This window comes from Mesorhizobium sp. KACC 23794, assembly GCF_052180275.1.
Classification (GTDB): Bacteria; Pseudomonadota; Alphaproteobacteria; order Rhizobiales; family Rhizobiaceae; genus Kumtagia.
Map to the genome: position 1 here is coordinate 5,264,174 of NZ_CP197465.1, position 22,560 is coordinate 5,286,733.

The 22,560-nt window shown below is 62.2% G+C and carries 13 protein-coding genes and 3 riboswitches; of the genes, 10 read left to right on the plus strand and 3 right to left on the minus strand.

Annotation, left to right across the window (positions count from 1 at the left end):
* Positions 1 to 14: 14 nt before the first annotated feature.
* A complete protein-coding gene (locus tag ACSBOB_RS25855; protein ID WP_442578918.1) occupies positions 15 to 3,440 on the minus strand; it encodes a DEAD/DEAH box helicase in 3,426 nt (1,141 codons plus the stop codon).
* A 360-nt stretch (positions 3,441 to 3,800) separates the two neighbouring features.
* Positions 3,801 to 4,002, plus strand: a riboswitch (cobalamin riboswitch).
* A gap of 98 nt (positions 4,003 to 4,100) precedes the next feature.
* Between ACSBOB_RS25855 and ACSBOB_RS25860 the strand changes: the two genes are divergently transcribed.
* The 5 genes from ACSBOB_RS25860 (at position 4,101) to metH (ending at position 13,210) form a co-directional block, all read left to right on the plus strand.
* On the plus strand, positions 4,101 to 6,989 hold the full coding sequence (locus ACSBOB_RS25860; RefSeq protein ID WP_442578919.1) for a ribonucleoside-diphosphate reductase subunit alpha: 2,889 nt from the start codon (positions 4,101 to 4,103) through the stop codon (positions 6,987 to 6,989).
* A gap of 24 nt (positions 6,990 to 7,013) precedes the next feature.
* Positions 7,014 to 8,147: a ribonucleotide-diphosphate reductase subunit beta gene (locus tag ACSBOB_RS25865; RefSeq protein ID WP_442578920.1), complete on the plus strand. Its 1,134-nt coding sequence runs from the start codon at positions 7,014 to 7,016 to the stop codon at positions 8,145 to 8,147.
* The gene (locus ACSBOB_RS25870) at positions 8,138 to 8,386 is read left to right on the plus strand and encodes a hypothetical protein (protein ID WP_442578921.1); all 249 of its coding nucleotides are present in this window, start codon (positions 8,138 to 8,140) and stop codon (positions 8,384 to 8,386) included. The genes ACSBOB_RS25865 and ACSBOB_RS25870 overlap by 10 nt, the downstream gene beginning before the upstream one ends.
* Complete coding sequence (cobF, locus tag ACSBOB_RS25875) at positions 8,383 to 9,153, plus strand: precorrin-6A synthase (deacetylating) (protein WP_442578922.1); 771 nt, start codon at positions 8,383 to 8,385, stop codon at positions 9,151 to 9,153. Before ACSBOB_RS25870 ends, cobF begins: the two co-directional genes overlap by 4 nt.
* Before the next feature lie 259 nt (positions 9,154 to 9,412).
* The gene (metH, locus tag ACSBOB_RS25880; protein WP_442578923.1) at positions 9,413 to 13,210 is read left to right on the plus strand and encodes a methionine synthase; all 3,798 of its coding nucleotides are present in this window, start codon (positions 9,413 to 9,415) and stop codon (positions 13,208 to 13,210) included.
* A gap of 33 nt (positions 13,211 to 13,243) precedes the next feature.
* Here the strand turns inward: metH and ACSBOB_RS25885 are convergent, their stop codons facing one another.
* Positions 13,244 to 14,161, minus strand: a complete 918-nt coding sequence (locus ACSBOB_RS25885) for a DUF4238 domain-containing protein (RefSeq protein WP_442578924.1) — start codon at positions 14,159 to 14,161, stop codon at positions 13,244 to 13,246.
* 187 nt (positions 14,162 to 14,348) lie between these two features.
* Positions 14,349 to 14,557, plus strand: a riboswitch (cobalamin riboswitch).
* Positions 14,558 to 14,675: 118 nt separating this feature from the next.
* Here ACSBOB_RS25885 and ACSBOB_RS25890 point away from each other — a divergent pair.
* From ACSBOB_RS25890 to ACSBOB_RS25910, 5 genes are all read left to right on the plus strand, one after another.
* Positions 14,676 to 15,923, plus strand: coding sequence for an aromatic ring-hydroxylating oxygenase subunit alpha (locus ACSBOB_RS25890; protein WP_442578925.1), 1,248 nt, complete (start codon positions 14,676 to 14,678; stop codon positions 15,921 to 15,923).
* 16 nt (positions 15,924 to 15,939) lie between these two features.
* The gene (locus tag ACSBOB_RS25895) at positions 15,940 to 17,046 is read left to right on the plus strand and encodes a 2Fe-2S iron-sulfur cluster-binding protein (protein WP_442578926.1); all 1,107 of its coding nucleotides are present in this window, start codon (positions 15,940 to 15,942) and stop codon (positions 17,044 to 17,046) included.
* Positions 17,043 to 17,321 (plus strand): hypothetical protein, encoded by a 279-nt coding sequence (locus ACSBOB_RS25900; protein WP_442578927.1) that lies wholly within the window; start codon positions 17,043 to 17,045, stop codon positions 17,319 to 17,321. Before ACSBOB_RS25895 ends, ACSBOB_RS25900 begins: the two co-directional genes overlap by 4 nt.
* A 22-nt stretch (positions 17,322 to 17,343) precedes the next feature.
* Positions 17,344 to 18,573, plus strand: coding sequence for an aromatic ring-hydroxylating oxygenase subunit alpha (locus ACSBOB_RS25905; protein ID WP_442578928.1), 1,230 nt, complete (start codon positions 17,344 to 17,346; stop codon positions 18,571 to 18,573).
* Positions 18,574 to 18,645: 72 nt separating this feature from the next.
* A complete protein-coding gene (locus ACSBOB_RS25910) occupies positions 18,646 to 19,620 on the plus strand; it encodes a GlxA family transcriptional regulator (protein ID WP_442578929.1) in 975 nt (324 codons plus the stop codon).
* Positions 19,621 to 19,715: 95 nt separating this feature from the next.
* Here the strand turns inward: ACSBOB_RS25910 and metE are convergent, their stop codons facing one another.
* Positions 19,716 to 22,064 (minus strand): 5-methyltetrahydropteroyltriglutamate--homocysteine S-methyltransferase, encoded by a 2,349-nt coding sequence (gene metE / locus ACSBOB_RS25915; protein ID WP_442578930.1) that lies wholly within the window; start codon positions 22,062 to 22,064, stop codon positions 19,716 to 19,718.
* A 101-nt stretch (positions 22,065 to 22,165) separates the two neighbouring features.
* Positions 22,166 to 22,378, minus strand: a riboswitch (cobalamin riboswitch).
* Between the last annotated feature and the right edge of the window lie 182 nt (positions 22,379 to 22,560).

Genomic DNA, 22,560 nt, shown 5'->3' on the forward strand with positions numbered 1-22,560 from the left:
GAAATACCACCTGCTCAAGCCAGCAGCAGCTCGATGTCTGCTTCCGTCATGGCCAGCGTCGGCACGCCTTCGGCGTCGAACAGGCCTGCGGCCAGCGCCCGCTTCTTGTCCTTCAGCGTCTCCATCTTGTCCTCGATGGTGCCTTGCGCCACCAGCCGGTACACGAAGACCGGCTTGTGCTGGCCGATGCGATGGGCGCGGTCGATCGCCTGGTCTTCGACCGCCGGATTCCACCACGGATCGTAGAGGATGACGGTGTCGGCCGCGGTAAGGTTCAAGCCTGTCCCGCCGGCCTTGAGGCTCACCAGAAAGACTGGCACGTCGCCGTCCTGGAAACGGGCGATGATCGCCGGTCGGTTCTTGCTGTCGCCGGTGAGCAGCGCATAGTCGATCCCGCGCTGTGTCAGGCGCTCCTCGATCAGCGCCAGCATCGAGGTGAATTGCGAGAACACCAGGATGCGGCGGCCTTCGGCGAGAAGTTCCTCCAGCATTTCCATCAGCCGTTCGAGTTTTGCGGAACCCGCCTTCGCCTGCTTGCCGTTCGCCAGCTTCAGCAGGCGCGGATCGCAGGTCGCCTGGCGCAGCTTCAGCAGCGCGTCGAGGATGATGATGCGGCTTTGCGCAAAACCCTTGGCGGAGATCGCGGCCTTGACCTTCTGGTGCATTGCGATGCGGATCGTTTCATAGACGTCGCGCTGGGCGGTGCCGAGTTCGATCGCCTCGGCCATTTCGGTTTTGGCCGGCAGTTCGGGGGCAACCTCCGCCTTGGTGCGGCGCAACGTGAACGGCCGCACCCGGCGCGCCAGCAGCCGCGCCCGCTCGCCATCGCCCTTTTTCTCGATCGGCGTGCGGTAAACCTGCCTGAAGCTCCTGGCGTCACCAAGGAAGCCCGGATTGGCGAAATGGAACAGCGACCAGAGTTCGCCCAGATGGTTTTCGAGCGGCGTGCCGCTCAGGCATAGCTTTTGACGGGCCGACAGTTTGGCGACGAGTTTTGTCGTGGTCGCTTCCGGGTTCTTGATCGCCTGCGCCTCGTCGAGCACGATCACGCTCCAATCGCGCGCGACGAGGGTTTCGTGATCGCGGGCGATCAGCGGGTAGGTGGTTATGACCAGGTCGGCCGCACCGATGCGGTCGAAATCCTTCCTGCGGTCCAGCCCGTGCAGCACCAGCAACGCAAGTTCGGGTGCAAAACGCTCCGCCTCGCGCACCCAATTGCCGACGAGGCTGGTCGGCGCAATCACCAGAGCCGGTCTGTCGAGACGGCCCGCCGCCTTCTCGACCGCAATATGGGCCAGAGTCTGCACCGTCTTGCCGAGCCCCATGTCGTCGGCGAGGATGCCTCCGAGACCGACCTGCGCCAGCAGTTGCAGCCAGGCGAGGCCGCGCGCCTGATAGGGACGCAGTTCGGCCGAAAACCACGGCGGCGGGGCGACATCGGCAATGCCGCCGTGCTCCCGCAACCGCCGCCCGAGCGCGCGCAGATTGTCGCCGCCGCGAAAGACGACGCCGGCCTGCTCCAGCGCGTCCAGCGCAACCGCATCGGCGGCGGTCAGCCGCGGCTTGCCCGAGCCCTGGTGAAGAAGGAGCCCGGCCAAGGTCGCCAGGATCGGCTGCATGCGTGCAGCCGGCAGGCCGAGCATACGGCCGTCGTTCAGCGGCAGATAGAACGGCAGATCCTCGTCGTCGGTCTGCAACGAATCAAGTGTGGCTTCGAAAGCCGGCGACAGGATCAGGGCGACCAGCGCCGGCACGAGATCGACGGTCTCGCCATCCAGCACCACGCCGAGGTCGAGTTCCAGCCAGTCGATGCCACTGCTCTCGCGCAGGCGGGCCTGAAGGCCGGTCTCCGGCCTCGCCAGCCGCACCGGAAAATCGGCAGCGATGATGACGCGCCAGCCTTCGGCCTCGAGCGTGGCCTTGTCGTGCCATAGAAAATCGAGCCAGCCGGCGTCTGCTTCGAGGGGCACAAGCGCCGAACCGTGCGTGCTGGCGGCACCGGGCCTGGCTTTCGCCACCGCCACCAGATCGAACTCCGACAGGCGCTTGAGACGTGCTACTTCCGTCCGAAGGTCACGCTTGACCTTAACGAGGCACCCGCGCCGCGCCAGGATCGGCTGCGGCCGGGTGTCTTCCGCGGCAAGTTCGATATCGTCATAAAGGAATGCGGCGCGCGCGACTCCGACCGTCTCGGTCGCGGGCGGCCAGGTCCAGCCGTAGCGAATCCCAGACCCGGTTAGCGGCTCGACCGGAAGCGTGGCGGCCTGCAACCGCAGCACCGGCAGCGGCGATCCGCCGAGCGTTTCTTCCATTTCCGGCACCCGCGGCGCCAGGGCGGCAAGATGTGCACCTTTTTTCTGGATGGCTTCGGCAAGCACCGGCGCATCACCCGGCGCGATCGGTGGCGCGGCAAGGACCACAGCGGCAAGCGTGCGATTCAACCCGGTTTCGATCTGCCCGATCTGTCCGGACGCCGGATCGACCCAGAGGGGCGGCGTTGCCCGCAAGGTGATCAGTCCATCATGATTCTCGCCGGCCAACACGATAACGGGGCGCTGCCGGGCATCCTCACCAAGCGACCAGTCGAGCCTGCCGTCGAGCGATGGGCCGGGAGACATGGCCGGACCGCCGAGGCTGCGCCAGCGTGTCCGGCCTGTCGCAAGGAGGAAAGGCAGCAAGTCGGCTCCCGCGGCGTCCGCGAGGAGAAAGGACGGCGTGCTGGAATATTCGCTGCTCAGCATCAACATGCGCTTTGCATTCGCCAGGTCCGAGGGCCTGACAAATTTGGGTGGGTTGGCTGACATTTTCCGCAGATCGAAAGGCTGCGAATCGTCTCCGAATGTGCCGTCCTTGCGCAGGCGCACCTTGAACACGCGGACGACGAGAACCGGGTGCCGGTCGCCGCTCGCATGGCTGTCGAGAAGATAGACGAGCCTGTGATGTACCTCCGCAGGATAGTCTTCGGAGTCCGCAAGCTCGGCCGCACCGAGGCTGTCCAGCCAGCCGACCAGGGAGGCGGACAGCAGCCCGGCTTGCGGCTGCGATGCAGGAGCCGATATGCGTTTGACGCCGGGGGGCGGCTCGATCGCGCGACGTGATGACTGTCCCCAGTCGGCAGCCCGATTTACCGAACCCGTTCTGCCGCCGACGTCGCGGGCGGCAACGATCGCGGCGGCGACGTGCTTGCAGTTGAAGCCTACCGGGCACGTGCATTCACCCGAGACCACGATCCGGCCGGGCGTTTTTTCCTCAATCGCGATCGTCTGGCGATACGGCCGCGTCTCGTTGCCCTGGACCCTCGCCGTAATCCGGCGTCCATTCTCCTCGACGACGACTTCGGTCACCCGCCCTTGCCGCTGATACAGCGTGCCTGCCTGCAATGCCCGGGGTCCGCAAGCCCCGGCCAGAACAGCGTCGTTGAGATCACGTGTCTTGACCATGCCGCAGGCGCTTATTCCAATCATCCCCGTCCCACCACAGAAACATATTGCAGCGCATATTGATTCGCACAGGGTCCTGATGATGGCCGTCAGGCAGAGCTGGACCATTCACTCGCCGCCCGGCCACGTGCGAAGCTGCGCGCGGGCGATTCGGGCTGCTGATAGGCCGAATTGACCTTCAAGAATCGGTCTTTGGCGAGGCGGGTCCTTGGTGCCAACGGTTTCGCCCGGACTCGGCGTGGACATCAACGCGCAAGCAGTAAAGCGGGGCGACGACCGCCTCTTCGACTGTGTCGAACAATCGCGGGAATAGTGGGGATGATCGCAACGCTATTCATTGACAGCGCCGGCGCCCTGGGTACTACATATTGACGCCATGGTTCTTCCGAATCGTCATCCGGTAAGGAAGCTAAGAGGGAAGCCGGTGTGATACCGGCGCTGCCCCCGCAACTGTAAGCAGCGAGCCTGCGTCGACAAATGCCACTGGTGTGTGAAGCACCGGGAAGGCCGACAAAGGTGACGACCTGCGAGCCAGGAGACCTGCCGCGGCGGAATGAACGTCAACAGGCGGGGTGTCCTGGTGGTGCATTGCGCCGGCTGGATTTTTCCCGTCGATCGCATGCGTCCGCAGCTGCCCCGTCGAAACGCCACGGGGAAAAGATGCCGGCGACCGTCCTTCACACCAATGGGACCCAACAGGGTTCGATCCATATCCAGCAGGAACAGAACGCGCCAGCCGAGCCTGGCTATCGCGTCATCCGCCGCAACGGCACGGTGACGCCGTTCGACGCGACCAAGATCACCGTGGCGCTGACCAAGGCGTTTCTGGCCGTCGAGGGTTCGACCGCGGCCGGCTCGCGGCGGGTGCATGATGTCGTCCAGGATCTGACCGATCAGGTGGCCTCCGCCCTTACCCGCCGGGTTGGCGACGGCCGGACGTTCCATATCGAGGACGTACAGGACCAGGTCGAACTGGCGCTCATGCGAGGCGAGCACCACAAGGTGGCTCGCGCCTATGTGCTCTACCGTGAGGAACGCGCGCGGGAGAGAGCCGCTGCAAAGACTGCAGATGCGACCGCGGCAATACCGGCCCTTAACGTCAAGACCGACAGCGGCAACCTTGTGCCATTCGACGAAGCGCGTTTCGCGGCCATTGTGAAGGAAGCCTGCGCCGGGCTGAACGACGTGGCGGCGGAGCCGATACTCGTGGAAGCGCGCCGCAATCTTTACGACGGCATCACGCTGGACGAGCTGTCGCTGGCGCCGATCCTGGCTGCGCGCACCCTTGTGGAGCAGGAGCCGAACTATGCCTTCGTGTCGGCCCGCCTGCTGCTCGACCGGCTGCGGCGCGAGGCGCTCAGTTTCGTCTCCGGCAGGTCGGAACAGGCCACCCAGGCTGAGATGGCGGCGCGTTACGCGACGTATTTTCCGCAATTCATTAGCGCCGGCATCGAAGCTGAATTGATCGACCCGGAACTCCGCCGCTTCGACCTCGCCAGGCTTGGCGCCGCATTGAAGCCGGAGCGGGACCTGCAGTTCCAGTTCCTCGGATTGCAGACCCTCTACGACCGCTACTTCCTGCATACGAAAGGCAAACGGCTGGAATTGCCCCAGGCGTTCTTCATGCGTGTCGCCATGGGACTGGCGGTCCGCGAGATCGACCGCGAGGCGCGCGCGATCGAGTTCTACGATCTGCTTTCGTCGTTCGACTTCATGGCTTCCACGCCGACGCTGTTCAATGCAGGCACGCTCAGGCCGCAGCTTTCCTCCTGTTTCCTGACCACCATCGGCGACGATCTCGACGCCATTTTCAAGGGCATCAAGGACAACGCATTGCTGGCCAAATACTCGGGCGGGCTCGGCAACGACTGGACCCCGGTGCGCGGTCTCGGCGCGCATATCAAGGGCACCAATGGCGAGAGCCAGGGCGTGGTGCCGTTCCTGAAAGTGGCCAACGACACGGCGATTGCCGTCAACCAGGGCGGCAAGCGCAAGGGCGCCGTCTGCGCGTATCTCGAAACCTGGCACGTCGACATCGAGGAGTTCCTCGACCTCAGGAAGAACACCGGCGACGACCGCCGCCGCACGCATGACATGAACACCGCCAACTGGGTGCCGGACCTGTTCATGGAGCGGGTCGAGGCCGATGCCGAGTGGACGCTGTTCTCACCGGACGAGACGTCTGACTTGCACGATCTCTACGGCAACCCGTTCCGCGCCGCCTACGAGGCCTACGAGTTGAAGGCCGCGCGCGGCGGTCTGAAAGTGTTCCGAAAAGTCCGCGCGGTCGACCTGTGGCGCAAGATCCTGACCATGCTGTTCGAGACCGGGCACCCGTGGGTGACCTTCAAGGACCCTTGCAACATCCGCTCGCCGCAGGGACATGTGGGTGTCGTGCATTCGTCGAACCTGTGCACCGAGATCACACTCAACACATCCAGGGATGAGGTGGCGGTGTGCAATCTCGGCTCGGTCAATCTCGCCAACCACGTGGCGGAGAAAGGGCTCGACTTCGATCGGCTGGCTCGCACCGTCAGTACGGCGATGCGGATGCTCGACAACGTCATCGACATCAATTTCTACACAATCCCCGAAGCACGACGCTCAAACCTGCAGAATCGTCCGGTCGGGCTCGGCATCATGGGCTTCCAGGACGCGCTGCAGGCGCTGCGGCTGCCTTATGCGACGCGGGAAGCAGTGGCGTTCGCCGACAGCAGCATGGAGGCCGTCAGCTACCATGCGATCTCGGCTTCGGTGGACCTCGCGGCAGAGCGCGGCCGCTATCCAAGCTTTGAAGGCTCATTGTGGTCGAAGGGTATCTTGCCGATCGATTCCATCAAGCTGCTCGAGGAGGCGCGGCCGGGCGTCGATATGGATGGAGCTTCAACGCTCGATTGGGAGACACTGCGCACGCGCGTGACGAAGACCGGCATGCGCAACTCCAACACGATGGCGATCGCCCCGACAGCGACGATCTCCAACATCTGCGGCGTGTCGCAGTCCATCGAGCCGGGCTATCAGAACCTGTTCGTCAAATCGAACATGAGCGGCGACTTCACGGTGGTGAACGCCCAGCTCGTCCACGACCTCAAGCAGCGCGGACTCTGGGACGAAGTCATGGTCTCGGACCTCAAATATTTCGACGGCTCGGTCGGGCAGATCGACCGCGTGCCGGACGATCTCAAGGCGCTCTATGCGACCGCCTTCGAGATCGACTCCAAATGGCTGATCGAGGCCGCTTCACGCCGCCAGAAATGGATCGACCAGGCACAGTCGCTCAACCTCTACATCGCCAATCCGTCGGGCAAGAAACTCGACGAACTCTATCGCTTCGCGTGGAAAAAAGGGCTGAAGACCACCTACTACCTGCGGTCGCGGTCGGCGACCCATGTCGAGAAATCGACACTCAAAGGAACCGACGGAAAACTCAACGCCGTGTCGGCAGCGGTGTGCGCCTCATCCGTCTCGGAGCCGATCGTGGTCAATGCCGAAGGAGCGTGGGGCAAGGCCTGCGCGATCGACGATCCTGAGTGCGAAGCATGCCAGTGAGCAGCAACAAGAAGGAGAAAATGAATGCTCGACTGGTCTGAACCGAAAACGAACATGTCCGACGCCGTCAAATTGGTCTCGCTGGAATCCGGGCAAGCAAGCACCGATGCCACCGGGCTCGGCGAGATCGATCGCGGCGCGGGGCGCGTGTCCGTCGATGACAAGCGCATGATCAACACGCGCGCCGACGTGAACCAGCTGTTGCCCCTGAAATACCGCTGGGCGTGGGAGAAATATCTCTCCGGCTGCAACAACCACTGGATGCCGACCGAGGTGTCCATGCAGGCCGACATCGCGCTCTGGAAATCGAAGGACGGGCTAACTGACGACGAGCGGCGCATGATCAAGCGCAACCTCGGCTTCTTTGCAGCGTCGGAGTCTCTGGTGGCGAACAACATCGTGCTCGCCATCTACCGGCATCTCACCAACCCGGAATGCCGGCAGTACCTGCTCCGGCAAGCCTTCGAGGAGGCGATCCACACCCATACCTTCCAGTACATCGTCGAAAGCCTGTCTCTGGACGAGGGCGAGCTCTTCAACATGTATCGCGAGGTGCCATCGATCACCGACAAGGCGGCCTGGGCGTTGAAGCACACCCAGCATCTCGACGATCCGGATTTTCGCACCGGCACGCCGGAGGCGGACCAGGCTTTCCTGCGCGATCTCGTCGCCTTCTACGTCATCTTCGAGGGCATGTGGTTCTACACCGGCTTCGCGCAGATCCTGTCGCTCGGCCGGCGCAACAAGATGGTCGGCATCGCCGAGCAGTACCAGTACATCCTGCGCGACGAATCCATCCACCTGAACTTCGGCATTGACGTCATCAACCAGATCAAGATCGAGAACCCGCACCTCTGGACCAAGGCGTTCCAGGACGAGGTGCGCGGGATGATCTCGAATGCCGCTCAACTCGAGGCAGCTTATGGCCGCGATACGATGCCGCGCGGCTTCCTCGGTCTCAACGCAGCGCTCTGCGAAGAGTACATGCACTTCATCGCCAACCGGCGCTGCGCCCAACTGGGCCTGTCACCAGTCTTTGCCGAGACCGACAATCCATTCCCATGGATGTCGGAAGCGATGGACCTGAAGAAGGAGAAGAACTTTTTCGAGACGCGCGTCATCGAGTACCAGAACGGCGGAGCATTGGCATGGGATTGAGGTTCGACCCGCCGGCGGAACAGCGCCCCCTACCCGCGCTTCCTCAACCCGAAGATATATTCCTGTCATGGCTGGTGGCGCTGCCTGACGCGATCGACCCCGGCCTTGCCGCCGATGCCGAAATCCTGCGTCTCGCCAAATATTCGGCGTCACATCCGGGACCGGCCCATCTGTTGACCCTGTTTAAGACTTTTCGAGCGTCACTGAAGCCCGTCTCCCGTCATCCGAGGGTTCAATGAGGCGCAAGGTGCTTATCATCGGTATCGGCGCCGGCAATCCGGACTTCGTTACGATCCAGGCGGTCAACGCGATGAACCAGGTCGATGTTTTCTTCATCCCCAACAAGGGCATCGAGAGGGAGGAACTGGCGCGGGTGCGCCTGGAAATCATCGAGCGCTGCGTTCGCGACCGGCCGTTCCGTACCGTCGAGTACAAGGCGCCCGTGCGCAGGCGAGGCGATGAGTGCTACGAGGGCGCGGTGTCGGACTGGCACGACGATGTCGAAGCGATCTATGGCAAGCTCATCATGGAGGAACTCGACGAGTCGGAAACCGGCGCGTTCCTCGTCTGGGGCGATCCCACCCTCTATGACAGTACCATGCGCATTCTCGATCGGCTTCAGGCGCGCGGGGATTTCGAGCTCGACTACGAAGTCTTGCCGGGGATCAGCAGCATCCAGGCGCTCGCAGCCCGTCACAAGGTGGCGTTAAACAATATCGGCCGATCGATCCTGATCTCGACCGGCAAGACCATGGCCGAAGGCTTTCCCAACAATGTCGACAGCGTCGTGATCATGCTCAATGCGGAGAAAGCGTTGCGGATAGCGGACGGCGATCTCGACATCTACTGGGGGGCCTATATCGGCATGCCGGACGAGGTGCTCGTGTCGGGCAAGCTCAGGGAGGTTGTCGACGACATCGAACGCATCCGCGAGGAAGCACGGCGCGGCAAGGGCTGGATAATGGACACCGTGCTCATGAAGAAGCCTTCGCAGGACCCGCTGTGAAACGGCATGATGACTGATCGCCTGCGTCGGGTAAAAACCCCGCTTGAACCGGCAGGCCACGCCGGCCACGTACTCGCCGCCGCAGCTTTCGTCCGACGTTTCCAGATAGCCGTTCATAAGACAGCGAACGTATGGACGCGGCCGCCACTCAAGTCTTGGCGGGGACGTCACCTGGCAATGATGCCTCAATCATATATTGACATAAAGATGTCGTTATGTGACTAAGCAGGTGTCGTGTCGTGAATGAAGGGCGTCGCAAATGGCATCTGTCGGTGACCTCTTCGGGCCGGTTGCATCAAAGCCGGACGGTGCCGAAATCCTTGCCGCCCTTCAGGCAGCGGCGCGCGAGCGTATCCTTATCCTTGACGGCGCCATGGGCACGCAGATCCAGGGCCTTGGCTTCGACGAGGATCATTTCCGTGGCGAGAAATTCGTCGGCTGCGCCTGCCACCAGCAGGGCAACAACGACCTGCTAATCCTGTCGCAGCCGAGGGCCATCGAGGACATCCACTACCAGTACGCCATCGCTGGCGCCGACATCATCGAGACCAACACCTTTTCATCGACGTCGATCGCGCAGGCCGACTACGGCATGGAGGACGCGGTCTACGCGTTGAACCGCGATGGGGCACGGCTGGTACGGCGGGCCGCGATCCGCGCAAGCCAGGAGGACGGCAAGCGCCGCTTCGTCGCCGGCGCGCTGGGGCCGACCAACCGCACGGCCTCGATCTCGCCGGACGTGAACAATCCCGGCTATCGCGCGACATCCTTCGACGACCTGCGCATCGCCTATGGCGAGCAGTTGCGTGGGCTGATCGATGGCGGCTCGGATATCATCCTGATCGAGACGATCTTCGACACGCTGAATGCCAAGGCGGCGATCTTCGCGGCCGAGGAGATATTCGCGGAGAAGAGCATCTGGCTGCCCGTGATGATTTCCGGCACGATCACCGACCTGTCCGGCCGCACGCTGTCGGGCCAGACACCGACGGCGTTCTGGAATTCCATCCGCCATGCAAAACCTTTCACGGTCGGCTTGAACTGCGCGCTGGGCGCCGCCGCCATGCGCCCGCATCTGGCCGAGCTTTCCGGTGTCGCGGACACCTTCATATGCGCCTATCCCAATGCCGGCCTGCCAAACGCTTTCGGCCAGTATGACGAAAGTCCGGAATTCATGGCCGCCCAGGTCGAGGATTTCGCACGCGAGGGTCTGGTCAACGTCGTCGGCGGTTGCTGCGGCTCGACGCCGGACCATATCCGCGCCATCGCAGACGCCGTCAGGCAGCACGCTCCTCGCCAGCCGGCCGAACACAAGCCTTTGATGCAGCTTTCCGGACTGGAGCCGTTTGCACTCACCAAGGAGATTCCCTTCGTCAATGTCGGCGAACGCACCAACGTCACCGGTTCGGCCAAATTCAGGAAGCTGATCACCGCCGGCGATTATGCCGCCGCTCTCGACGTCGCCCGCGATCAGGTGGCGAATGGTGCACAAATCATCGACATCAACATGGATGAGGGCCTGATCGACTCGAAGAAGGCGATGGTCGAGTATTTGAACCTGATCGCCGCCGAGCCGGATATCGCCCGTGTGCCGGTAATGATCGACTCCTCGAAATGGGAAGTGATCGAGGCCGGCCTGAAATGCGTGCAGGGCAAACCGATCGTCAATTCCATCTCGATGAAGGAAGGCGAGGAGGCCTTCCTTCATCACGCGAAGCTATGCCGCATGTATGGTGCGGCCGTTGTCGTCATGGCCTTCGACGAACAGGGGCAGGCCGATACCAAGGTGCGAAAAGTCGAGATCTGCACCCGCGCCTACAGGCTTTTGACCGAACAGGCCGGCTTCGCGCCGGAAGACATCATCTTCGACCCGAACGTCTTTGCCGTGGCCACCGGTATCGAGGAACACGACAATTACGGCGTCGACTTCATCGAGGCGACGGGCGAGATCACCTCGACACTGCCGCATGTCCACATATCCGGCGGCGTCTCGAACCTCTCCTTCTCGTTCCGCGGCAACGAGCCGGTGCGCGAGGCGATGCACGCCGTGTTCCTCTACCACGCCATCCAGCGCGGCATGGACATGGGCATCGTCAATGCCGGGCAGCTCGCCGTCTATGACACGATTGAGCCGGAGCTGCGCGAGGCCTGCGAAGATGTCGTGCTCAACCGCGTTCCCAAGGTCGGCGGCACGGCAACCGAACGCATGCTGGAGATTGCCGAGCGTTTCAAGGGAACTGCGGGCAAGGAGGCGAAGGAGCGCGATCTTGCATGGCGTGACTGGCCGGTCGAACAACGCATCAGCCATGCCCTCGTCAACGGCATCACCGAATTCATCGACGCCGACACCGACGAGGCGCGGCTGAGGGCCGAGCGGCCGTTGCACGTCATCGAAGGCCCCCTAATGGCCGGCATGAACGTCGTCGGCGACCTGTTCGGCGCGGGAAAGATGTTCCTGCCGCAGGTGGTGAAGTCGGCGCGCGTCATGAAGCAGGCGGTCGCCGGCCTGCTGCCGCACATGGAAGCGGAAAAGCTCGCCAACGCGGCCAACGGCATCGACAATGGCGAGCGCAAGACGGCCGGCAAGATCCTGATGGCCACCGTCAAGGGCGACGTCCACGACATCGGCAAGAACATCGTCGGTGTTGTGCTTGCCTGCAACAATTACGAGATCATCGATCTCGGCGTCATGGTGCCGGCGACCAAGATCCTGCAGACGGCGAAGGACGAGAAGGTCGATATCATTGGCCTGTCCGGCCTCATCACGCCGTCGCTCGACGAGATGTGCCATGTCGCCGCCGAGATGGAGCGCGAAGGCTTCGACATCCCGCTGCTGATCGGCGGTGCCACCACCAGCCGCGTTCACACGGCGGTTAAAATCCATCCGCGCTACGCCAAAGGGCAGACCGTCTATGTCAACGACGCCAGCCGCGCGGTCGGGGTGGTCTCGGCCTTGCTGTCGAAGGAGGCGAAAGACGGCTACATCGAGACCGTGCGCACCGAATACAGGAAGGTGACGGAAGCGCATCACCGCTCGGAAGCCGATAAATTGCGGCTGCCGCTCGCCAAGGCGCGCGCGAATGCGCACAGGATCGACTGGGCGAATTACCAGCCGCCAAAACCGGCGTTCCTCGGCACGAAGGTGTTTCAGACCTGGGACCTGGCGGAGCTTGCCCGCTACATCGACTGGACGCCTTTCTTCCAGACCTGGGAGTTGAAGGGCCGTTATCCGAAAATCCTCGAAGACGAGAAGCAGGGAGCAGCCGCGCGCCAGCTCTTCGAGGACGCGCAGGCGATGCTTGCGAAGATCATCGCCGAAAAATGGTTCGCGCCGAAGGGCGTCATCGGATTCTGGCCGGCCAATACCGCGGGCGACGACATCCGGCTGTTCACCGACGAGAGCCGCACCGGTGAACTCGGCACTTTGTTCACGCTGCGCCAGCAATTGGCGAAGCGTGATGGCAAACCCAATGTCGCGTTGTCGGATTTCGTCGCGCCGGTCGAGAGCGGCCAGCCGGACTATGTCGGCGGGTTCGTCGTTACCGCCGGCATAGAGGAAGTCGCCATCGCCGAGCGTTTCGAGCGCGCCAACGACGACTATTCCTCCATCATGGTCAAGGCGCTGGCCGATCGTTTTGCGGAAGCCTTCGCCGAGCGATTGCATGAGAAGGTGCGCAAGGATTTCTGGGGCTACGCGCCGGACGAGAACCTGTCGCCGGACGAACTGATCGGGGAACCCTATCAGGGCATCCGCCCGGCGCCCGGCTACCCGGCCCAGCCCGACCACACGGAGAAGGTCACGCTGTTCCGGCTGCTGGATGCCGAGCGGAACGCTGGCGTCAGCCTGACGGAAAGCATGGCAATGTGGCCGGGCTCATCGGTATCCGGCATCTACCTGTCGCATCCGGAGAGTTATTATTTCGGCGTCGCCAAGGTCGAGCGCGACCAGGTCGAGGATTACGCGCGGCGCAAGGATATGCCGGTCGAGGACGTGGAACGCTGGCTCGGTCCTATCCTGAACTACGTGCCGACGCCCTTCGCGGAAGCGGCGGAGTAGAAGCTCTGACTTTGATATGAGGACTGCCATTCCTCAATGCGTCAGCGCGTCTGTCGTTCTTCTATCCGAGAGGGCCTGTTCCAAAACTTCACGATTGGGACCAGCAATCCAAGCGTCGCTTGCGAAAGCAACGAAGCGGTTCACTGCTCGCGGGGTGACATTGAGCGGAAGGTTTCCGTAACGTCCAACGAGGGCGATTTTCGGAGTTAGAGGCGCGACGATTTGAGCGGTTCGGTCCCTCAGGGCGGAGGGTGGAGTATTTGCATATCCATCAACCATCCATGCAGCACCGCGATCGCTGATGATAAAGCATTCACCCTTGGGAGCGGTCAGCTTGAGCCAAGACAGTCGAGGGAAGTGCCGAACCTGAAAGTACCATGCCTGCATATGTATTGCTTCTAAGCGATCTTCGCTACGCAGCTTCCACTTCCAGCCTTTGCGGAGTAGTTGGTGAAATTCTTCTTCGCTGTCTACTTGGCGAAGTTCTCCGGCCTCCGGGGCTTCAACGCTCAGGGGACACTGCCGATCTGAAACTTTTTCGAAGCCAATAGGAGGTGATTCGACAGCCGTCGTATCCCAAAGTTCGTTCGCTGCGCGCTCGACGATTTCTATGAAGCCGGGTGTACGTGCTGCTTGCCACGCGACGAATCGCCAAACCTGTTGAGGAACGACTGAGGTTTCTTCTCCTTCCAAAGCCATTCGTCTGATCGCTTTGGCTGCCTCACGTTCAATTTTTGCCAAATGGACTTCGACTGAGGCATCGGTGCCCGAAAAGCCGCCGGGGCCGTCATAGAAGCCTCGAACGATCGAGACATTTTTGGGTGAACGGCGACTGATCTCTCCGGTCTTCAGCGATGCGATCCATATGGATGGCTCGTGGCCGATGGTCGTTTCGGGCGATGCAAAGCCGGCCAAAAGGAATTTAGGTACAGTGTGTGCTCGGATACTCATTTCGTTCCGCTCGAATGACAATCACCGCTGTCGTTAAAGCCAACGTCGATATCAATCTTAATTCATTCAGGAACCGTTCCCGAGGTATTCCGCCCCAAAATAGGATGCACGGCCAACGACTCTCGCCTTGTCGTCTTTACGCCCGGCTCGTGTCGCTTTCGTATGGACGGGACTCGCGCGGCGGTGGTTAGATCACATCGTTCAAGGTGCTCTTCGGTGAATTGGCCGAAGGGATAATTGGGAAGCCGGTTTGATGCCGGCGCTGCCCCCGCAACGGTAGCGAAGCGAAGATTCCGACGGGATACCACTGGGCCGGGAATGGCTTGGGAAGGTGTCGGAAAGGTCCCGCAAGGACAGCTTCGGAGTCCGGAAACCAGCCTCGAACCATTTGAACTCGACTGATCGCGGTGGGCGGTCAAGGGGGAGAGCGTTGCGGTCGGGTCAGGCCACCCTTCCCGCAGCCATCTATCCTCAAGCACCACCAAGTTCAGTCCTTTGCTTTGCGAGGACGGACATGGACATACGCAACGAAATGCTCTCGCGGCTGCGCAACCGCAAGGCCGGCTACAGTCTCGACCAGGCATTCTATATCGACCCGGCATACCATCAGCTCGACCTCGAGCACATCTGGTACAGGGACTGGCTGTTCGTCGGCCATGACTGCGAAATCCCAAGCCCGGGCAACTACTTCACTGTTCAGGTCGGCGCCTATGCCGTCGTGCTGGTGCGCGGCAACGACGGCAGCATCAACGCGCTGCACAATTCCTGTCGCCATCGCGGCTCCCGCGTCTGCCTCGAACATCGCGGCAGTGCGGCCAAGCTCGTCTGTCCGTACCATCAATGGACCTATGACCTCGACGGCTCGCTGCTGTTCGCGCGCCAGATGGGCGAAAATTTCGACACGTCGACGTTTGGGCTGAAGCAGGTCGCCTGCGAGAGCGCCGGCGGTTACATCTTCATCTGCCTCGCCGCCCAGCCGATGGATTTCGCGCCGTTCCGGGCGATGATGGAACCCTACTTCCTGCCGCACCGTCTGCGCGACGCGAAGGTCGCCTACGAGAGCACGATCATCGAGAAGGGCAACTGGAAGCTCGTCTGGGAAAACAACCGCGAATGCTACCACTGCGCGGGAAACCACCCGGAGCTTTGCAAGACGTTCCCGGAAGCACCGACCGTTACCGGCATCGACGGCGCAAAAGAAGATCCTGAAATCGCGGCGCATTGGCAGAAGTGCGAAGCCGCCGGCTTGCCCAGCGCCTTCGTCATCGATGACCGCGGCCAATACCGTGCAACGCGCGTGCCGCTGCTTCGCGAGGCGGTCAGCTACACGATTTCAGGCCGCAAGGCCGTTCAGATGCGCCTGTCCGACAATGTGAACATGGACCGGATCGGCTCCCTGCTTCTCTACCACTATCCGACCACGTGGAACCACGTTCTGTCGGACCACGCGATCACGTTCCGGGTCATGCCGATCAGCGCGACGGAAACGGCGGTAACAACCAAATGGCTCGTCCACAAGGACGCTGTCGAAGGCATCGACTACCGTCTTGACGAACTGACCCATGTCTGGACCGAGACGAACGACCAGGACCGCCAGATCGTCGAGGAGAATGCGCGCGGCATCCATTCGCCCGCATACGAGCCCGGCCCCTATTCGGAAATCCACGAGGGCGGCGTCGCCCAGTTCGTCGAATGGTATTCGAGTTTCATGGAAGGCCGGCTGACCGAGGGCGACCGCCCGGCGCTGCGCTTCGTCGCCTGATCCGAGGCCGCTTGCCATGAACATGATTGTCACCGGCACCGTGCCCGTGCCGCTGCCGCTCGACGAGATGAAGCCGTGGAACTCGGCCAGGCAGATGCTTGTCTGCACCAGCGTCATCGACGAGGCGGCCGACGTGAAGACATTCACCTTCGTCGTCGAGGGCGGCGGCTGGTTCCGCTACATGCCCGGACAGTTCATCACCGTGGAATTGCGGGCCAAAGGTGGCGACCTCCACCGCACCTACACGGTTTCATCCTCGCCCTCGCGGCCGTATTCGATCTCGATCACCGTCAAGGCGCAGCCGACCAGCATCGGCACGCGCTGGATGTTCGAGAACGTCAGGCCCGGCTCGCGCGTTCGCGCCTACGGGCCGAGCGGGCATTTCACGCTAGCCCGCAATCCGGCGAAAAAATACCTCTTCATCTCCGCCGGCTCGGGCATCACCCCCATGATGTCGATGCTGCGCTGGCTGTCCGACTGCGATCCGGGCGCGGACATCGCGTTCCTCAATTCCTCGCGCCGGCCGGAGGAGATCATCTTCCGGGACGAACTCGAAATGTATGCCCGTCGCATGCCGAACCTGTCGCTTGGGTTCCTCCCGGAAGCGCGGTCGGCAGCCGCGCCGTGGGGCGGCCTGATGGGCCGCATCGACCGCCACAAGTTCGCGCTCCTGGTCCCGGACTTCATGAGCCGCGAGATTTTTTGCTGCGGTCCCGAACCCTTCATGAAAGCGGTGAGCACCATCGTGCGGGCCGAAGGCTTCGATATGGGCCGCTACCACCAGGAAAGCTTTGGCGCGACGTCGATCGCCGAAGCGGTCCACAAGCAGGCGCCGGACATCTCGCTCGATGGCACGGCTGCCGGGCTGATGGTCAGTTTCCTCGGCTCCGAAGAGCAGATCGCGTGCATGCCCGGCCAGACCATCCTGGAGACGGCGCGTGCGGCGGGCGTTCGCATTCCGGCCGCCTGCGAGTCCGGCATCTGCGGCACCTGCAAGGTGCTGAAGCGCGCCGGCGATGTCGACATGCGCCACAATGGCGGCATCAGCGCGCAAGAGATCGCCGGCGGCTATGTGCTTGCCTGTTGTTCCCGGCCGTTGTCGCCCGTGGAGATCGAGGCATGACCGCGCGCGACGGTTACGGGACGGCGATGCCGACCCATCTGATCGACGCAAGGAAGATGGCGGCGATATCGCCGCTGCCGCCGCCGGAGGAAGTGTTCATCGACTGGCTGATGTCGGTGCCGCCGGACGACTGCCTGGAGGCCGCGGCGCGTTACCAGATCGAGATCATCGACCGCTCCGCCCTGTTCCTGCACCCAGATGTCCGTCATCTGCGCACCCTGCTCGTCGCGGTGGCGGGCGATGCCGATTGGCCAAGGCCGATTTCAAGTCTCTGAGACAACCAGACAGGTCGCAGCCATGAGCATCGTCCCTCTCCAGCAGACTGAACCACCAGCCGATCCCATCGACCGGCTGGCCGCCGCGCACCGCGCCGGGCATGGCCTGGCTCGGCCGTTCTACATGGATCCGACCATCTTCGAACGGGACATGGAACGCATATTCCGGCGGCATTGGCACTGTCTCGCCCATGCCAGCGTCATTCCGAACGCCGGCGACTTCGAGTTGTTCAAGCTCGGTGACGAGCAGGTGATCCTGACGCGCGGTGCGGATGGCGCGATCCACGCCATGCTCAATGTCTGCCGGCATCGCGGCGCCGAGGTCTGCACGAAGCCCAAGGGCAACGCAAAATTCTTCGTATGTCCCTATCACGCCTGGACCTACACCAATGACGGAGCGCTGCGGGCAGCCCGGCTGATGCCCAAGGATTTCGATCGTGCCGCGCATGGCCTCAGGAAACTCCATGTGCGCGTCGCGTCCGGCCTCGTCTTCGTCTCGTTCGCCGAAACGCCGCTCGACTTCGACCCGATCGAGCAGTCGCTGCGCACCAGTTGCGGACAGTATGGCTGGGGCGAGGCCAAGGTGGCGCATCGCGAGCTTTACGCTGTGCAGGCGAACTGGAAGCTCGCGGTCGAGAACTACGTCGAGTGCTATCATTGTGGCCCGGCCCATCCGGAATATTCGCAAACGCACGCCCTCGAACAGCCGCTCCACATGATCGAGAAACTCAACGAGGCGATGGAAGCACGCACCTGCGCGCTCGGCATCGACGTCGGCAGCGGCGATCATTGGCGCAATTCAGCCGGTGGACACGAGGCGATCCACACTTTCCGCTACGCGCTTTACGACGGCGTCTCGACCGGCAGCGAGGACGGCAAGCCGGTCGCGCCGCTGATGGGCCGGTTCTCCGCATATGACGGAGGCGTCACCTCGATCCATCTCGGCGGCACCAGCTTCCTGGTCTGCTACCCCGACCACGGCATGATCTACCGCTTCATTCCGAAGACGGTCGACACATGCGAGATGGAACTGATCTGGCTCGTCCGCGGCGACGCCGAAGAGGGACGGGACTACGACCTTTCACGGCTGACCTGGCTCTGGAAGGTCACCACCGAGGAAGACAAGAAGATCATCGAGCACACCGCACGAGGCGTTCGCTCGCATTATTTCGTCCCCGGCCCGATCGCGCCGATGGAGCAGAACGAACTCCGCTACATCAACTGGTATCTGGAGGAAATCGCACGGGCCTGACCTACGTACTGCAGCTATTTGGGGACAGGTTGCGCGAATCGTTGACGCAACCACAAGCCAGGAGACACTCAAATGAACTCCCCCGCGAAATTGCGTGTTGGATTCATACTGGGCCGCTCGTTCACGCTGTCGGCATTTGCTCTTTTCATCGACACGTTGCGCCTGGCGAGCGATCAACTGGATCGATCGGGACGTGTAACCGCGGACTGGCATGTGCTGGCGAGTACGAAGAATCTCGTTCGGTCCAGCTGCGGCGTGCAACTCATTCCGACATCAGGTTTCGTCGATCCCACGACCTTCAGCCACATTGTCGTGGTCGGCGGGCTGCTTAACGAGGAGGAGCCCGTGGACGCGGAAACGATACGCTATCTGTGTCGCGCAGCCGCGGCCAAGGTGCCGCTCATCGGCCTCTGCACAGGGACGTTCATTCTGGCGAACGCCGGGCTGATGAGGAACCATGAGTGCTGTGTAAGCTGGCTGCATGTCCGCGATTTTCAGGACCGGTTTCCCGATCATGTCGTTCGCTCGGACCGGATTTTCCATCTCGACGAGAGCCGCGGTTCATGCGCCGGCGGCAGCAGTTCGGCGGATATGGCGGCACTGCTTGTGCGCCGCTGCATCAGCGAGGATGCGGAGCGGAACGCTCTTGAAGTTCTCCAGATCGAGCAAGCTCGATCTCCATTCCATTTGCAGGCGAGGCGAACCCTGGCCGACGGCGCGGACGATGTCCGTATCAAGGCAACTCTGCTGACCATGGAGCAACATATCAACGATCGCGTTCCCATCGCCCGATTGGCTCGGCAAGTAGGTGTAAGCCGTCGGCAGCTTGAGCGTCTCTTCAGGGAAAAGGCTGGCATGTCGCCGGCCAACGCCTACAAACGCGTCCGACTGATCCACGCCAAGTCACTTGTCACGAATACCGATGCCTCGATGCTGGAGATTGCGCTGGAAGCCGGGTTCGAAAGCGCGTCGCATTTTGCAAGGACGTTCAAGAAATTCCATGGTCGAACGCCGTCGGAATTTCGGACCAACACGATGCACGTCTGAGGCATCTTGATGCTTCAATGTGCTGCCGAATTGTTTGCAACTCATATGAACACGGCCGTCGGGGCCGCCGGGCAAGCCGGCGGCCCCGACGATTGTCATGCCGCTTCCGCCGTCTGGCGCAACTGCCGGGCCGCTGCGACCATGTTGACGAGCGCTGGCCGCACCTCCTCCCACTTTCGGGTCTTCAGCCCGCAGTCGGGGTTGACCCAAAGCTGATCGTCGCCGAAGCGCTCGCGGGCGAGGATCAGCAAGTCTGCCATTTCGCCGACCTCCGGAACGCGCGGCGAATGGATATCGTAGACACCGGGGCCGATCTCGTTGGGATACTTGAAGCTCTTGAACGCATCGAGCAGTTCCATGCGGGAACGGGAGGTCTCGATCGAGATGACGTCGGCGTCCATCGCGGCGATCGCATCGATGATCTGGTTGAACTCCGAATAGCACATATGCGTGTGGATCTGCGTCTCGTCGACGACGCCGCTCGAACAGATGCGGAAGCACTCCACGGCCCAGTCGAGATAGGTCTTCCAGTCCGCCTTGCGCAAAGGCAGCCCCTCGCGAAGGGCGGCCTCGTCGATCTGGATCATCTTCGCGCCGGCCTTCTCAAGGTCGACGACTTCATCGCGGATCGCCAGCGCGATCTGGCGGCAGACTTCGCTGCGCGAGAGATCGTTGCGTACGAAGGACCAGTTGAGGATGGTGACAGGACCCGTCAGCATGCCCTTCACCGGTCTGCTCGCCAGCGACTGCGCATACTGCCACCAGGCGACCGTCATGGGGTTGGGCCGCGAGACGTCGCCGAAGATGACCGGCGGTCGCACGTAGCGGGAACCGTAGCTCTGCACCCATGCATGCTGCGTGAAGGCGAAACCGGAAAGCTGCTCGCCAAAATACTGCACCATGTCGTTCCGTTCGAATTCTCCATGGACGAGCACGTCGAGGCCGATCTCTTCCTGCCAGCGGATCGCGGCCGCTGTCTCCTTCTTCAGAAACGCGTCGTAGTCCATGTAGCTCAGTTCGCCCTTGGCGTGCTTCGAGCGCGCCTTGCGTACCTCCGCCGTCTGCGGGAAGGAACCGATCGTAGTGGTTGGGAAAGCCGGCAGACGCAGTTTTGCCGCTTGCAGCCTGCGCCTTACAGCGAAGCTGCTCTTCCGCTTCTTCATGCCTTCGCCGATCTCGGCCATGCGGCCCTGTACCAGCGGGTCGTTCACCGTGAGCGATGACGCGCGCGAGGCAAGCGTGGCCGCCGACGCGTCGAGCTTTGCCTGCACGCTCGCCCTGCCATCCGCCAGGGCACCGGCGATCGTCGCCAGCTCTTCCATTTTCTGAACCGCAAATGCCAGCCAGGATTTCAGATCGGATTCCAACGCGCGTTCGAGCTCTACGTCGATCGGTACGTGCAGCAGCGAGCACGATGGCGCGATCTCGATCCCTGCCGCGCCTTCCCGCGCCGCCACAGGTTCGACCATGTCGAGGATCGAAGGCAGGTTCGCACGCCAGATATTGCGACCGTCGACCACCCCGAGCGACAGGACGAGGTCCGGCCGGGCCTTTTCAACGACCGCTGCAAGTTGGTCCGGCGCGCGCACCAGATCGATGTGCAAGCCATGGACCGGTACGGCCAGCGCGGCGTCAAGGTCAGCGCCAAGCGCGCCAAAATAGGTGTTCAGCATGATCTTGAGGTCGGGTGCCGCCTGGGCAAGTCGCCGGTATGCGAATTTGAACGCTTCCCGCTCGTTTGGGATGAGATCCAGCGCCAGCGCCGGCTCGTCGATCTGCACCCACTCAGCCCCGGCCGCCGCCAGCTTTCTCAGGAGCTCCTCGTATACGGGCATCAGCTTCGCCAGCAGCGCGATCGGGTTGAACCCCGTTTCCAGCGATTTGCCGAGCTTGAGGAAGGTCAACGGCCCGACCAGCACCGGGCGGTTGTGGATGCCCAATGCCTTCGCCTCAAGAAACTCGTCCACAGGCTTGGTGGAAGACAGGACGAAGCTCTGTTCGGTCGAGAACTCGGGCACCATGTAGTGGTAGTTGGTATCGAACCATTTGGTCATCTCGAGCGCGGTGACGCCATGATGGCCTTGATCATGCGCGTGGGCGTGGCCGCAGTTGGCCTCGGCGTCACCTTGACTGCCACGCGCCATCGCAAAATAGGTATCGAGCGAGACGTTGCCGCCGCTCCAGCCATAGCGCGACGGGATCGCGCCGACCATCACCGCCGTGTCGAGCATGTGGTCGTAGAGCGAGAAATCGTTGGACGGAATCGCGGTCACCCCGCGGTCGCGCTGCTCGAGCCAGTTCGCGACGCGGAGCTTCTTTGCCGCGTCGATCAGGTCAGTGGCCGAGCTTTTGCGCGACCAATAGGATTCGAGCGCGAGTTTGAGTTCGCGATGGCGTCCGATCCTCGGCACGCCGAGCGTTGCTACGGATATTTGGGAAGACATATGACACCCCGATATGGTTGTGGTGGGGTGATTGCAGACGCGAGGCGAGCGGCGTCCTACCGGACCAGCTCTCCAGCGTACACAACAGGACACCCCGCCCGTGGACGTTATCTGTCACGGCAGGTCTCCTGGCTCGCGGGTCGTCGCCTTCGTTCGTCTTCCCAAGGCCGATGGCCTCAGTGACATCAATGAACGTCAGCTCGCCGCTTACAGTTGCGGGGGCAGCGCCGGCTTTCCCTGTTTTGGGGCACCGGCTTCCCTCTTAGCCCTTGGACCACGAACGGCCCAAGGGAACCATGACGGCGTCAATGCACATCAACGCATCGCCAATGTCAATGGCGATATAAAGAAATGTTTATGTCTTTCTATCCTGCGTCACACTTGAAGGTGTTGCACTGTCGGCATTGGCGGGCGGGCCGGGGCAGGTAGCGCAACGCTTCTACAGCATATAGCCCAAATCCGGCAGAAGCGGAACGCCTGTCACGGCATCCTTGAA

Coding starts and splice junctions, on each gene's coding strand:
- ACSBOB_RS25855 (WP_442578918.1), bottom strand. CDS start 3,440: ATGGTCAAGACACGTGATCTCAACGACGCTGTTCTGGCCGGGGCTTGC.
- ACSBOB_RS25860 (WP_442578919.1), top strand. CDS start 4,101: ATGCCGGCGACCGTCCTTCACACCAATGGGACCCAACAGGGTTCGATC.
- ACSBOB_RS25865 (WP_442578920.1), top strand. CDS start 7,014: ATGCTCGACTGGTCTGAACCGAAAACGAACATGTCCGACGCCGTCAAA.
- ACSBOB_RS25870 (WP_442578921.1), top strand. CDS start 8,138: ATGGGATTGAGGTTCGACCCGCCGGCGGAACAGCGCCCCCTACCCGCG.
- cobF (WP_442578922.1), top strand. CDS start 8,383: ATGAGGCGCAAGGTGCTTATCATCGGTATCGGCGCCGGCAATCCGGAC.
- metH (WP_442578923.1), top strand. CDS start 9,413: ATGGCATCTGTCGGTGACCTCTTCGGGCCGGTTGCATCAAAGCCGGAC.
- ACSBOB_RS25885 (WP_442578924.1), bottom strand. CDS start 14,161: ATGAGTATCCGAGCACACACTGTACCTAAATTCCTTTTGGCCGGCTTT.
- ACSBOB_RS25890 (WP_442578925.1), top strand. CDS start 14,676: ATGGACATACGCAACGAAATGCTCTCGCGGCTGCGCAACCGCAAGGCC.
- ACSBOB_RS25895 (WP_442578926.1), top strand. CDS start 15,940: ATGAACATGATTGTCACCGGCACCGTGCCCGTGCCGCTGCCGCTCGAC.
- ACSBOB_RS25900 (WP_442578927.1), top strand. CDS start 17,043: ATGACCGCGCGCGACGGTTACGGGACGGCGATGCCGACCCATCTGATC.
- ACSBOB_RS25905 (WP_442578928.1), top strand. CDS start 17,344: ATGAGCATCGTCCCTCTCCAGCAGACTGAACCACCAGCCGATCCCATC.
- ACSBOB_RS25910 (WP_442578929.1), top strand. CDS start 18,646: ATGAACTCCCCCGCGAAATTGCGTGTTGGATTCATACTGGGCCGCTCG.
- metE (WP_442578930.1), bottom strand. CDS start 22,064: ATGTCTTCCCAAATATCCGTAGCAACGCTCGGCGTGCCGAGGATCGGA.